Annotated in this window: 10 protein-coding genes and 1 tRNA gene; 1 reads left to right on the forward strand and 10 read right to left on the reverse strand. The window is 47.1% G+C overall.

The genetic code is table 11. The annotated features are described in order from the left end of the window. The first annotated feature begins 327 nt into the window (after positions 1–327). Positions 328–738, forward strand: coding sequence for a helix-turn-helix domain-containing protein (locus Q9J79_RS08565; RefSeq protein ID WP_301912030.1), 411 nt, complete (start codon positions 328–330; stop codon positions 736–738). Positions 739–811: 73 nt separating this feature from the next. Here Q9J79_RS08565 and rpoC read toward each other — a convergent pair whose 3' ends face one another. The 10 genes from rpoC to tuf form a co-directional block, all read right to left on the reverse strand. After that, positions 812–4987: a DNA-directed RNA polymerase subunit beta' gene (rpoC, locus tag Q9J79_RS08570; RefSeq protein ID WP_301912029.1), complete on the reverse strand. Its 4176-nt coding sequence runs from the start codon at positions 4985–4987 to the stop codon at positions 812–814. A 151-nt stretch (positions 4988–5138) separates the two neighbouring features. Beyond that, entirely contained in the window at positions 5139–9317 is a 4179-nt protein-coding gene (gene rpoB / locus Q9J79_RS08575; protein WP_301912028.1) for a DNA-directed RNA polymerase subunit beta, read from the reverse strand. Between the two features lie 189 nt (positions 9318–9506). Further along, positions 9507–9875, reverse strand: a complete 369-nt coding sequence (rplL, locus tag Q9J79_RS08580) for a 50S ribosomal protein L7/L12 (protein ID WP_301818157.1) — start codon at positions 9873–9875, stop codon at positions 9507–9509. A gap of 57 nt (positions 9876–9932) precedes the next feature. Next, on the reverse strand, positions 9933–10433 hold the full coding sequence (rplJ, locus tag Q9J79_RS08585) for a 50S ribosomal protein L10 (RefSeq protein ID WP_002215373.1): 501 nt from the start codon (positions 10431–10433) through the stop codon (positions 9933–9935). 224 nt (positions 10434–10657) lie between these two features. After that, on the reverse strand, positions 10658–11353 hold the full coding sequence (gene rplA / locus Q9J79_RS08590) for a 50S ribosomal protein L1 (RefSeq protein WP_301672953.1): 696 nt from the start codon (positions 11351–11353) through the stop codon (positions 10658–10660). Then, positions 11353–11787: a 50S ribosomal protein L11 gene (gene rplK / locus Q9J79_RS08595; RefSeq protein WP_002220151.1), complete on the reverse strand. Its 435-nt coding sequence runs from the start codon at positions 11785–11787 to the stop codon at positions 11353–11355. Before rplK ends, rplA begins: the two co-directional genes overlap by 1 nt. A 100-nt stretch (positions 11788–11887) precedes the next feature. After that, complete coding sequence (gene nusG, locus Q9J79_RS08600; protein WP_301818156.1) at positions 11888–12424, reverse strand: transcription termination/antitermination protein NusG; 537 nt, start codon at positions 12422–12424, stop codon at positions 11888–11890. Position 12425: 1 nt separating this feature from the next. Next, positions 12426–12704, reverse strand: a complete 279-nt coding sequence (gene secE, locus Q9J79_RS08605; protein WP_301912027.1) for a preprotein translocase subunit SecE — start codon at positions 12702–12704, stop codon at positions 12426–12428. Between the two features lie 114 nt (positions 12705–12818). After that, a tRNA-Trp gene (locus Q9J79_RS08610) sits at positions 12819–12894 on the reverse strand. Between the two features lie 6 nt (positions 12895–12900). Further along, positions 12901–14091 (reverse strand): elongation factor Tu, encoded by a 1191-nt coding sequence (gene tuf / locus Q9J79_RS08615; protein WP_301912026.1) that lies wholly within the window; start codon positions 14089–14091, stop codon positions 12901–12903. Between the last annotated feature and the right edge of the window lie 15 nt (positions 14092–14106).

Consider the following 14106-nt stretch of genomic DNA (forward strand, 5'->3'; position numbering starts at 1 on the left):
AATTCTCCCCCCCCCCCCCCCGAAATTTTTAAAGTATTTTTGCAATATTTAACACAATAACTTTCGGATTTAACTCGTTCTGTTCGATGCATGATTTGGTGGCACGAAGATATGGAACGCTTATTGGACAGATTTCCTTTGCATGAAGCGGAGAAACGGCAATTAATACGAACAGCAAAGTAATATGCGATTCCCAAGCCATAGGCCGGCGACATTCCTTTTGTTGATAACCTTCATATTCTATTAATTTATTTTGCTATTGAACCAGTAATTGAAAGTGGTTGAATCCACTCAAATTTTGAGGATTGAACCACTAAAAGGATTACGATGAAAACACATGAGAGAATACGTTTAATGAGAGAATTGAAACAGTGGTCTCAAGAAACCGTCGCAGAAAAACTCAATCTTTCGACAAATGGTTATGCAAAAATCGAGCGGGGAGAGACGAAGTTGAACCTTCCCAGACTCGAACAGATTGCAACAATATTTCACGTCGATTTGATGGACTTGCTCCAACCTGGCGATAATGGCTTTATCTGTCAGATAAATGAAGGGGATAATAACAACATTTCCTTCTATAACTCTCCCTCTAATGAGCTGTTTGCAGAAATCGAAAAACTAAAATTAATCATAAGTCATCAAAAAGAATTAATCCTGCATAAAGACCAAATGCTGCAACAGAAAACCGATGAGAATATGCTGTTAAAAGAATTGGTAAGCAACCTGCGTTCCAAATAAATACGAATGTCGTCTGAAAGAAAAACCGCAAGCTCAAGGCTTGCGGTTTTGTATTGAATGAACGCGCCGAAGATTATTCATCCGTTACTTCGGTTTCAGCAGTTTCCTGCTCTACCTCTTGCCATTGTTGATGACGGCTGCGGTGGTAGGTCAAACCTGTACCGGCAGGAATCAAGCGACCGACGATGACGTTCTCTTTCAGACCACGCAACTCGTCTTGTTTGCCCATAATCGCGGCTTCGGTCAGAACGCGGGTTGTTTCTTGGAACGATGCGGCAGAAATGAAGCTGTCGGTAGACAGGGAGGCTTTGGTAATACCTAACAGTACGTTTTCATAACGTGCCGGCTCTTTACCTTCCTCCAACGCTTTTTCATTGGCTGTCATGACATCGCCACGTTCAACTTGCTCACCGGTAATGAATTCGGTTTCGCCTGAATCGACAATATTCACACGGCGCAGCATCTGACGGATGATGACTTCGATGTGTTTATCAGAAATCTTCACACCTTGCAGACGGTAAACCTCTTGCACCTCTTGGACAATGTAGCGCGCCAATGCTTCGATACCTTGCAGACGCAGAATATCATGCGGATCAACAGCTCCGTCCACGATGGTTTCGCCGCGGTTTACCACTTGACCGTCGTGTACCAGAATCTGTTTCTCTTTGGAAATCAAAGTCTCGTATGCTACACCGTCCACGTCAGTGATAATCAGACGTTGCTTGCCTTTGGTCTCTTTGCCGAAGGAAACGGTACCGGTAATTTCCGCCAGCATACCTGCATCTTTCGGCACGCGTGCTTCAAACAACTCGGCAACGCGCGGCAGACCACCGGTAATGTCGCGGGTTTTGGAAGAGGCTTGCGGGATACGCGCCAATACGTCACCTTTACCGATTTCCTGACCTTCGCGTACGGTAATCACCGCACCAACGGGGAATGCCATCGAAACCGGAGTGGACGTACCGGGAATACAGATTTCCACGCCGTTTTCATCCAACAATTTTACAGTCGGACGCAGCAGTTTGGATGCGCTGCCGGAGCGGCGTTTGCCGTCAATAACCACCAAAGTAGACAAACCAGTTACATCGTCAGTTTGTTTGGCAACGGTTACGCCCTCTTCCACGTTTTCGAATTTCACCATACCTGCGTGTTCGGTAATCATCGGACGGGTATGCGGATCCCAAGTTGCCAAGGTTTGACCGGCTTTAATGGCTTCGCCGTCTTGTACCAGCAAGATTGCGCCGTAAGGTACTTTGTGACGTTCACGTTCACGGCCGATATCATCGTGAATCACGACTTCGCAAGAACGGCCGATGACAACCAGCTCGCCTTTGTTGTTGGCAACATAACGCATTTGGCTGCTGAAACGTGCCGTACCGTTGGATTTGGCTTCCACTTGGCTGGCTGCTGCCGCACGGGATGCCGCACCACCGATGTGGAACGTACGCATGGTCAGCTGAGTACCTGGTTCACCAATAGATTGTGCAGCAATGACACCTACAGCCTCACCAGCATTAACCAGTTTACCGCGCGCCAAGTCACGACCGTAACAGTGCGCACACAAACCATGGCGGGTTTTACAAGTAATCGGGGTGCGGACTTTGACTTCATCAACACCGGATTGGTCGATCATATCCACCAGTTTTTCAGTCAACAACGTACCGGCTTCAACCAAGGTTTCGCCACTTGACGGATCGACAACGTCAGACGCGGTAACACGGCCCAAAATACGATCGCGCAATGCTTCAATCACATCACCGCCTTGTACAACTGCCTTCATAACAAAGCCGTCTGAAGTACCACAATCGTCTTCAACAACCACCAAGTCTTGGGTTACGTCTACCAGACGACGGGTCAGGTAACCGGAGTTCGCGGTTTTCAATGCGGTATCCGCCAAACCCTTACGTGCACCGTGGGTCGCAATAAAGTATTGCAATACGGTCAGACCTTCGCGGAAGTTTGAGGTAATCGGCGTTTCAATAATCGAGCCGTCAGGTTTCGCCATCAAACCGCGCATACCGGACAACTGTTTAATCTGAGCCGCAGAACCACGGGCACCGGAGTCTGCCATCATATAGATGGAGTTGAATGACTCTTGATCAACCTCGTTGCCATCACGATCGATAACTTTTTGTTTGGACAAGTTATCCATCATCGCTTTAGCGATTTTATCGCCGGCACGACCCCAAATATCCACCACTTTGTTGTAGCGTTCGCCGTTGGTGACCAAACCTTGACGGTATTGGTCTTCGATTTCTTTAACCTCGGCATTGGCTTCAGCCAACAAGGCCGCTTTTTCTTTCGGAATCTCCATGTCGTCAACAGCAATGGAAATACCGCCTTTGGCTGCGAATCCGAAACCGGTGTACATCAAGTGGTCGGCGAAGATAACCGTATCGCGCAAGCCGCACAGGCGGAACGATGCGTTAATCAGTTTGGAAATTTCTTTTTTCTTCAGCGCTTTGTTGATGTACTCGAAAGGCAAGCCTTTAGGCAGGATTTCGCTCAACAATGCACGACCGACAGTCGTTTCGTAACGGGTAACGACTGGCTCGAATTCACCGGCTTCGTTTTTCACCCATTCACGCAGACGTACGGTGATTTTCGTACCCAGCTCAACCTGTTTGGTATGGTATGCACGATGCACTTCTTTCACATCAGCAAACAGGCTACCCTCACCTTTAGCATTGATGCGGTCGCGGGTCATGTAGTACAGGCCCAATACGATGTCTTGGGAAGGTACGATAATCGGTTCACCGTTTGCAGGAGACAATACGTTGTTTGAAGCCAGCATCAAGGTGCGCGCTTCCATTTGTGCTTCCAAGCTCAATGGAACGTGTACCGCCATTTGGTCACCGTCAAAGTCGGCGTTAAATGCGGCACACACCAACGGATGCAACTGAATCGCTTTACCTTCGATCAGGATGGGTTCAAACGCTTGAATACCCAAACGGTGCAGGGTTGGCGCACGGTTCAGCATAATCGGATGTTCGCGGATCACTTCTTCCAAGATATCCCATACTTCAGGTACTTCTTGCTCTACCAATTTTTTCGCAGCTTTAACGGTAGAGGCCAAACCTTGTTTTTCCAATTTATGGAAAATGAACGGTTTGAACAATTCCAAAGCCATTTTCTTCGGCAGACCACATTGGTGCAGACGCAGGTATGGGCCTACGGTAATCACGGAACGACCGGAGTAGTCCACACGTTTACCCAGCAGGTTTTGACGGAAGCGGCCGCCTTTACCTTTAATCATGTCGGCCAATGATTTCAGCGGACGTTTGTTGGCACCGATCATGGCTTTACCGCGGCGGCCGTTATCCAACAGAGAGTCAACTGCTTCTTGCAACATACGTTTTTCGTTGCGGACGATGATGTCAGGCGCATGCAGTTCCAACAGACGTTTCAGACGGTTGTTACGGTTGATAACGCGACGGTACAAATCGTTCAAATCGGAAGTGGCAAAACGACCGCCATCCAATGGAACCAGAGGACGCAAATCAGGTGGCAATACCGGCAGCACATCCATAATCATCCACTCCAGTTTCATACCGGAACGATGGAAGGCTTCCAACACTTTCAAGCGTTTGGCAATTTTTTTGATTTTGGTGTCAGAACCGGTAGATTCCAGCTCTTGACGCAGGATTTCGATTTCGCCGGCAATATCCAGGGTGCGCAGCAATTCGCGGATACCTTCCGCACCCATTTTGGCATCGAAATCGTCGCCGTATTCGTCCAGTTTGTTGTAGTAATCGTCTTCAGTCAGCAATTGACGACGTTGCAACGGAGTCATACCGGGGTCGGTTACCACAAATGCTTCAAAATACAATACGCGTTCGATGTCGCGCAAAGTCATGTCCAACACCATACCCAAGCGGGAAGGCAGGGATTTCAAGAACCAAATGTGTGCGACGGGCGCGGCCAATTCAATATGGCCCATACGTTCGCGGCGTACTTTGGACAGGGTTACTTCCACGCCGCATTTTTCACAGGTTACGCCTTTAAATTTCAAGCGTTTGTATTTTCCGCACAAGCATTCGTAGTCTTTGACCGGACCAAAGATTTTGGCGCAGAACAAACCGTCGCGCTCGGGTTTGAACGTACGGTAGTTGATGGTTTCAGGTTTTTTAACTTCGCCATAAGACCATGAGCGGATGGTTTCGGGAGAGGCAATACCGATTTTGATGGCATCAAACTCTTCTTCCATGCCGGCGGTTTGCAACGGATTAAATAAGTTCAACAAATTCATTTTTGCTCCTTAAAGGAAGTATTTTTACCGCGTGGCGGATTTTCGATATGGATAGCGGTACAGCGTTTTCAGACGGCATTTCGTTTTTAAACATTGTCGGCTGCCCCCCATACCTGCAGAACAGCTCCCCTTATGCCGTCTGAAACCCGTATCAGTAACGTTCCAAATCGATATCCAAGCCCAGTGAGCGAATCTCTTTAACCAATACGTTGAAGGACTCGGGCATACCGGCATCGATTTTGTGTTCGCCTTTGACGATGTTTTCGTACATTTTGGTACGGCCGTTCACGTCGTCAGACTTCACAGTCAACATCTCTTGCAGCGTGTAGGCTGCGCCGTATGCTTCCAGTGCCCAGACCTCCATCTCACCAAAACGTTGGCCGCCGAATTGGGCTTTACCGCCCAGAGGCTGTTGAGTAACCAGACTGTATGGACCGGTAGAACGCGCGTGCATTTTTTCGTCAACCAAGTGGTGCAGTTTCAGATAGTGCATCACACCTACTGTAACCTTGCGGTCAAACGGTTCGCCAGAGCGTCCGTCATACAGCGTGATTTGGGTTTTGCTGTCGTTAAAGCCCAATTTTTCAACTTCAGGATCATCGCTTGGATAAGCCAAATTCAGCATTTCGCGGATTTCAGACTCTTTCGCACCGTCAAACACTGGAGACGCGAAAGATGCGCCTTTACGCAGGTTGGAGGCCAATTCAATGATTTCTTCATCTGTCAGGCTGTCTAAATCTTCTTTCTTACCGCTGCTATTGTAGAGTTTGTTCAAGAACTCGCGCAGCTCGCTGGCTTTGCGTTGCTCTTTCAGCATACGGTCGATACGCTCGCCGATACCTTTTGCCGCCCAACCCAAGTGAACTTCCAAAATCTGACCAATGTTCATACGGGAAGGTACGCCCAACGGGTTCAGTACGATGTCCACCGGACGTCCGTCAGCCATGTAAGGCATGTCTTCAACCGGCAGAATGCGTGATACCACACCTTTGTTACCGTGGCGACCCGCCATTTTGTCACCGGCTTGCAGACGGCGTTTGATGGCGATAAATACTTTCACCATTTTTTGTACGCCCGGTTGCAGCTCGTCGCCTTGAGTCAGTTTTTTCTTCTTGATCTCATACAACTCGTCCGCTTCTTCGCGTTTTTGTTGCAGGCTCAATTTAATCAGTTCCAACTGTTTGGCCAAATCTTCGTCAGCCAGGCGGATGTCAAACCAATCATGTTTGCTGGACAGGCTTGCCAGATATTCAGTAGTAATTTCGCTGCCTTTAGCCAGCTTCATCGGACCACCGTTGGCTTTTTGGCCGACAATCATGCGCTCAATACGGTCAAATGCGTCGTTATCGAAAATACGCAACTGGTCACTCAAATCTTGACGGTAACGTTTCAGCTCAGAATCAATAATGGATTGAGCACGTTTGTCGCGTTGGATACCTTCACGGGTAAAGACTTGAACGTCGATAACGGTACCACTCATGCCGGTAGGCATACGCAATGAAGTATCTTTTACGTCAGACGCTTTTTCACCGAAGATGGCACGTAACAGTTTTTCTTCAGGAGTCAGTTGGGTTTCGCCTTTAGGCGTTACTTTACCAACCAATACATCGCCGGCTTCTACTTCTGCACCGATATATACGATACCGGATTCATCCAAACGGTTTTGCATACGTTCGGACAAGTTCGGAATATCGCGGGTGATATCTTCCGCACCCAGCTTGGTATCACGGGCAACAACGTTCAATTCCTCAATGTGAATCGAAGTATAGCGGTCGTCTGCAGCCACTTTTTCAGAAATCAGAATCGAGTCTTCGTAGTTGTAACCGTTCCACGGCATAAAGGCGATGGTCATGTTTTGACCCAGAGCCAATTCACCCAAATCGGTGGATGCACCGTCGGCAATCAAATCGCCGCGTTGCAAAACATCGCCTGCTTTGACAGCCGGACGTTGGTTGATGTTGGTAGATTGGTTAGAACGGGTAAATTTAACCAAGTTGTAAATATCGACACCCACTTCACCGGCAGTCGCTTCGTCGTCATGGACACGGATCACAACGCGGTTGGCATCAACATATTCGACCACGCCGCCTCGGCGGGCAACGATTGCAGTAGCAGAGTCAACGGCAACAGAACGTTCGATACCCGTACCGACCATCGGTTTTTCAGGACGCAGGCACGGTACTGCCTGACGTTGCATGTTGGCACCCATCAATGCACGGTTCGCATCATCATGCTCCAAGAATGGAATCAGGGATGCCGCTACGGATACCACTTGACCAGTTGCCACGTCCATATATTGGACACGGTCAGGCGTTGCCATAATGGTTTCGCCTTTTTCGCGACAAGTTACCAAGTCACCAATCAAATTGCCGTCTTTATCCAAATCAGCATTCGCCTGTGCAATCACATAGCGACCTTCTTCGATGGCAGACAAGTAATCGATTTCTTCAGTTACCTTACCATTAACAACGCGGCGATAAGGTGTTTCCAAGAAGCCATAATCATTGGTGCGCGCATAAACGGACAATGAGTTGATCAAACCAATGTTCGGACCTTCAGGTGTTTCAATAGGACATACACGGCCATAGTGGGTAGGATGTACGTCTCGCACCTCAAAGCCTGCACGTTCACGGGTCAAACCACCCGGACCCAATGCGGATACACGGCGTTTATGGGTTACTTCAGACAATGGGTTGGTCTGATCCATAAATTGGCTCAATTGGCTGGAGCCGAAGAATTCTTTGATGGCGGCAGAAACGGGTTTCGCATTAATCAAGTCGTGCGGCATCAAGTTTTCGGATTCCGCCTGATTCAAACGCTCTTTAACGGCACGTTCCACACGGGCCAAACCGCTGCGGAATTGGTTTTCAGTCAGCTCACCTACCGAACGTACTCGGCGGTTGCCCAAGTGATCGATATCGTCCACTTCGCCATGACCGTTACGCAACTCGACCAAAGTCGCAATCGAGGCGACAATATCTTCGACGCTCAGGACATAACCGCCTTTGTCGGCAGCACCGGCAAACGTTTCGTTCAACAGGCGGCCGTACCAAGAGTTTTGTTGGGCTTCGGACAGTTTTTGTTCGTATGTGCGCGTATTAAATTTCATACGGCCTACGCGGGACAAATCGTAGCTGTCTTCACTGAAGAACAAGCGGTTAAACAATTGCTCGACTGCCTCTTCGGTGGGCGGTTCGCCCGGACGCATCATACGGTAAATCGCAACACGCGCCGCCTGCCGGCCGGCAGTCTCATCCGTGCGCAAGGTATTGGAGATATAAGCACCCTGATCCAGCTCATTGATATAAAGGGTCGTAATTTCTTTTACGCCGCTGATATCAAATTTGGCCAACAACTCTTCTGTAATTTCATCATTGGCAGAAGCCAATACCTCGCCGGTTTCCGAATCAATCAGATCGGCAGCCAATGCTTTGCCCAGCAGGCTTTCCGGTTCTACATCCAAACGGGTCAGGCCTGCATTGGTAATATCACGGATATTTTTCGCAGTAATGCGCTTACCTTTGGCAACCAATACATTGCCTTCTTTATCCAAGATATCGACCTTGGCAGTTTCGCCTTTCAGACGGCCTGCGACCAAATCGGTTTGAACACCGTTTGAAGACAAATAGAACGTTTCTTTGTCGTAGAAAATATCCAAGATTTGCTCATTGTTGTAGCCCAAAGCCTTCAACAAAATCGTTACCGGCATTTTACGGCGGCGGTCGATACGGAAATACAGCAAATCTTTCGGATCAAATTCAAAATCCAACCATGAACCACGGTAGGGAATGATGCGGGCGGAGAATAACAATTTGCCGGAAGAGTGTGTCTTACCTTTGTCATGCTCGAAGAACACGCCGGGCGAACGGTGCAACTGGGAAACAATCACACGCTCTGTGCCGTTAATCACAAAAGAACCGCTCGGGGTCATCAACGGAATTTCACCCATATATACTTCGTTTTCACGAACTTCTTTTACCGTCGGTTTAGACGCTTCCTTGTCTAAAATCACCAAACGGATACGCGCGCGCAGGGGGGCAGCATAAGTGATTCCGCGCAATTGACATTCAGGAATATCGAACAAAGGCTCGCCCAATGTGTAATGAACAAACTCCAATCGCGCATAACCGTTATGGCTCACAATCGGGAAAATAGAATTAAATGCCGCCTGCAGACCGTCATCGGTACGTTTGTCAAAAGCATTTTCCAGCTGCAAAAACTTCGCATAAGAATCAATTTGGGTTGCCAGCAGGAAAGGAACATCTAAAACATTTTCCCGCTTTGCAAAACTCTTACGGATACGTTTTTTCTCGGTAAACGAATAGCTCATATACACTCCGAAAAGCAATTTTAAATAATAGGCCGTCTGAAACAACGGTATGCATCAATTTAATATTTACATTTATTTGCAATGATTTTATAAAGACTATGCAAATAAATGTAAACAATGCTTGATGCTTATTTTAAGAAGCAAAATAAGGCTGGCAGAAAACTGCCAGCCTTCAGAGAAAGCATCAAATTATTTGATTTCGACTTTAGCGCCGGCTTCTTCCAGTTGTTTTTGGATGTCTTCAGCTTCAGCTTTAGAAACACCTTCTTTCAGAGTTTTAGGTGCACCGTCAACAATGTCTTTAGCTTCTTTCAGACCCAGACCAGTGATAGCGCGGACAACTTTAATCACGCCAACTTTTTGATCACCGGCAGAAGCCAAAACGACATCAAATTCAGTTTTTTCTTCAGCGGCAGCAGCAGGACCAACAGAACCTGTAACAGCAACTGCAGCAGCAGAAACACCGAATTTTTCTTCAAAAGCTTTAACCAGGTCATTCAGTTCCATTACGGTCAAAGAACCAACTGCTTCCAAAATGTCTTCTTTAGTAATAGCCATGCTATTTTACTCCAAATATTGTATTAAAAAATAATTGATTAACAGAAACAAAATCGATTAAGCGGCTTCTTCGCCGGCTTTTTTCTCTGCCAAAGCAGCCAAACCGCGCGCAAAGCCCGATACAGGGGCTTGCATAACGAACAACAGTTTAGACAACAGCTCTTCGCGGCTCGGAATAGAAGCCAACTCAGCAACCTGAGCAGCATTCATTACTTCGCCATTGTAAGAACCGGCTTTAACGACAATTTTGTCATCTTTTTTCGCGAATTGGTGCAACACTTTAGCAGCAGCAACAGCATCTTCAGAAGCAGCGTAAACCAACGGACCAACCATTTGATCGGCCAATTCTGCGAATGAAGTACCTTGCACTGCACGACGAGCCAAAGTATTTTTCAGAACGCGCAAATAAACGCCTTCTTTACGTGCATTCGCACGAAGCTCAGTCATACTGGAAACACTGATACCGCGATATTCAGCGACTACGAGGGTTTGAGCGTTAGCAATTGCCGCGCTAATTTCCTCGACCGCCACTTTCTTGGTTTCAATATTGAGACTCAAGGTCTACCTCCCACTGTTTATAAACAGGATACCAAAACGATATCCCACCAGCGCGGTAACCTAAAAAGACATCTTACAAGCAATCTTGTAATGTGTTTCAGGACTACCGTCTGCGTAGGGCAGTTACGATTAAATCTTACGATCCCTACGGTCTTGGACATCTACTTAATTTTAAGTAGCCCAAATTCAGGTAATCCGGAAAACCGGATTACCTGAAAATTTCATTAGTTGTTCACGCTTGCAGTATCAACACGAACACCCAAACCCATAGTGCTGGATACAGCAACTTTTTTCAAATACTGACCTTTAGCAGCAGCAGGTTTAGCTTTAACGATAGCATCCAGCAACGCATTGAAGTTTTCTTTCAAGTCAGCTTCAGCAAAAGAAGCACGACCAATCGTTGCATGAACGATACCAGCTTTATCTGTACGATATTGAACCTGACCTGCTTTTGCATTTTTAACTGCTTCGGCAACATTAGGGGTAACCGTACCTACTTTAGGGTTTGGCATCAGACCACGAGGACCCAAAATAGTACCCAACTGACCAACAATACGCATTGCATCGGGAGAAGCAATAACGACATCAAAGTTCAGATTGCCTGCTTTGATTTCAGCAGCCAAATCTTCGAAACCGACGATATCCGCACCGGCTTCTTTGGCAGCATCTGCATTTGCGCCTTGAGTAAATACAGCCACACGGGTTGTCTTACCGGTACCTTTAGGTAGAACGACCGAACCACGAATAACTTGGTCAGATTTACGAGGATCAACGCCCAAGTTGAAAGATACGTCAACAGATTCGTCAAATTTAGCGGTAGCAGCTTTTTTAACCAAAGCAATTGCTTCGTCGATTGCGTACAGTTTGTTAGCTTCAACAGAAGAGCGAAGAACTTTCAAGCGTTTAGATACTTTAGCCATTATACAACACCCTCCACATCCAAGCCCATTGAGCGAGCAGAACCTGCTATAGTACGAACAGCCGCATCCAAGTCAGCAGCAGTCAAATCAGGCTCTTTAGTTTTAGCAATTTCTTCCAACTGAGCACGGGTCAATTTACCCACTTTATTGGTCAGAGGATTAGAACTACCTTTTTGCAAACCGGCAGCTTTTTTCAACAAGATAGAAGCTGGCGGGGTTTTCATCACAAATGTGAATGATTTATCTGCAAATGCAGTAATCACAACCGGAATCGGTAAGCCAGGCTCCATACCTTGGGTTGCAGCATTAAATGCTTTACAGAATTCCATAATATTCAAACCGCGCTGACCCAAAGCAGGACCAACCGGAGGAGATGGATTGGCTTTACCTGCAGGAATTTGCAGTTTAATATAGCCGATAATTTTCTTTGCCACTTAACGAACTCCTAAAAACGGGTAAGACGCGGAACCATTTCCGCTCCCCAAGTTAATTTTTGATTCTATCCTCTTATTGCTTTTTTTTCAAGTATAAAAATCAGTTAATCTTTTCAACCTGGCTGAACTCCAGCTCAACGGGTGTTTCTCTACCAAATATCTGAACAGACACGCGTAACTTATTCCGTTCATAATTGACCTCCTCAACCACCCCGTTAAAATCCGCAAACGGCCCTTCATTTACACGAACCTGTTGACCGACCTCAAATTCAACTTTTGGTTTCGGCTTCTCTATGCCGGTCTGAACCTGCTGTAAAATAATTTCAGCCTCTCTCTGACTAATCGGCGTGGGTCTATTAGCCCTCCCTCCAATAAAACCCGAAACACGAGGAGTGCTTTTTACAAGATGCCAAGAGTCATCTGTCATTTCCATCTCAACTAGCACATAACCAGGATATGACTTTCTTTCACTAATAGTCTTACGACCATTGCGGATATCAACAACTTTCTCTACAGGCACCAGAATTTGTCCGAAATAATCTCCCATCTCCTCACGGGCAATTCGCTCTTCCAATGTTCGTTGGACATTCTTCTCAAACCCCGAATACGCCTGTACAACATACCATTTTTTCGACATCTCAACCTTCCCTTCTCAGCAATACATCAAAAAATAACCACGAAATTGCTGTATCTGCCGCATAGATAAATATAGAAAGCACAGCAACAAACACTATAACAAATACAGTCATTCTGACAGCATCTTCACGCTTAGGCCAAACCACCTTTTTGAATTCGGACCAAGAATTTGAGAAATATGCAAAAAAACTTTCCTTACCGGAATTAGATGCAGATTCTTTATCTTGAACAACCAGTTGATCCACTTTAACGTTCTTTTTTTCAGGCGTATGTTCTGTCATATTATTTACCCATCATAGCATCTGTCTATTCTCAATCCATGCAAATGGCAAGAGAGTTTACTAAATAACAAATACAAAAAAATTAACCGGCACAAGGCCGGTTAATTTTTTATTTGGCAGGCCAAGAGGGTCTCGAACCCCCAACCCTCGGTTTTGGAGACCGATACTCTACCAATTGAGCTATTGGCCTCTAAACTTAAGCGATAACAGAAGAAACCACGCCGGCACCCACGGTACGGCCGCCTTCGCGAATCGCAAAGCGCAGGCCTTCTTCCATAGCGATAGGCGCAATCAGTTCTACGGTAATGGTTACGTTTTCACCCGGCATTACCATTTCCACACCTTCTTCCAAAGTAACCGCGCCGGTTACGTCGGTGGTACGGAAGTAGAATTGGGGACGGTAGTTGGCGAAGAACGGAGTATGGCGGCCGCCCTCTTCTTTACTCAGTACGTATACTTCTGCTTTGAACTTGGTGTGCGGAGTGATGGTGCCGGGTTTGGCCAATACCTGACCGCGCTCTACGTCTTCACGTTTGGTACCGCGCAGCAATACGCCCACGTTGTCGCCCGCCTGACCTTCGTCCAGCAGTTTGCGGAACATTTCAACGCCGGTGCAGGTGGTTTTTTGGGTTTCTTTCAGACCGACGATTTCGATCTCGTCGCCAACGTGGATGACACCGCGCTCTACACGGCCGGTTACTACGGTACCGCGGCCGGAAATGGAGAATACGTCTTCGATAGGCAGCAGGAACGGTTTGTCCACGGCACGCTCGGGAGTGGGAATGTAACTATCCAAAGCGTCTGCCAACGCAAAAATGGCAGTCTCGCCGATTTCGGAAGTATCGCCTTCCAATGCCTTCAGCGCAGAACCTTTGATAATCGGTACGTCATCACCCGGGAAATCGTAGCTGCTCAACAGATCACGGATCTCCATCTCAACCAGTTCCAACAGTTCCTCATCATCAACCATGTCGCATTTGTTCATGAACACGATGATGTAAGGTACGCCTACTTGGCGGGCCAACAGGATGTGTTCGCGAGTTTGCGGCATAGGACCGTCAGCAGCGGAACATACCAGGATTGCGCCGTCCATTTGGGCAGCACCGGTAATCATGTTTTTTACGTAGTCGGCGTGACCCGGGCAGTCTACGTGTGCGTAGTGGCGGGTTTCGGTTTCGTATTCTACGTGTGAGGTATTAATGGTAATACCGCGGGCTTTTTCTTCGGGAGCGTTGTCGATTTGGTCGTAAGCTTTTGCAGCGCCACCGAATTTTTTAGCCAAAATAGTAGTCAAAGCAGCAGTCAGAGTGGTTTTACCATGGTCAACGTGACCGATGGTGCCAACGTTTACGTGCGGTTTGCTACGTTCGAATTTTTCCTTAGCCATGGCAATATCCTATAT

It is taken from the genome of Neisseria viridiae, from assembly GCF_962747995.1.
GTDB lineage: Bacteria > Pseudomonadota > Gammaproteobacteria > Burkholderiales > Neisseriaceae > Neisseria > Neisseria viridiae.

What these genes read in the sequence shown, in the direction of transcription:
- Q9J79_RS08565 (WP_301912030.1), top strand. Translation starts at nt 328, where the DNA reads ATGAAAACACATGAGAGAATACGTTTAATGAGAGAATTGAAACAGTGG.
- rpoC (WP_301912029.1), bottom strand. Translation starts at nt 4,987, where the DNA reads ATGAATTTGTTGAACTTATTTAATCCGTTGCAAACCGCCGGCATGGAA.
- rpoB (WP_301912028.1), bottom strand. Translation starts at nt 9,317, where the DNA reads ATGAGCTATTCGTTTACCGAGAAAAAACGTATCCGTAAGAGTTTTGCA.
- rplL (WP_301818157.1), bottom strand. Translation starts at nt 9,875, where the DNA reads ATGGCTATTACTAAAGAAGACATTTTGGAAGCAGTTGGTTCTTTGACC.
- rplA (WP_301672953.1), bottom strand. Translation starts at nt 11,353, where the DNA reads ATGGCTAAAGTATCTAAACGCTTGAAAGTTCTTCGCTCTTCTGTTGAA.
- nusG (WP_301818156.1), bottom strand. Translation starts at nt 12,424, where the DNA reads ATGTCGAAAAAATGGTATGTTGTACAGGCGTATTCGGGGTTTGAGAAG.
- secE (WP_301912027.1), bottom strand. Translation starts at nt 12,704, where the DNA reads ATGACAGAACATACGCCTGAAAAAAAGAACGTTAAAGTGGATCAACTG.
- tuf (WP_301912026.1), bottom strand. Translation starts at nt 14,091, where the DNA reads ATGGCTAAGGAAAAATTCGAACGTAGCAAACCGCACGTAAACGTTGGC.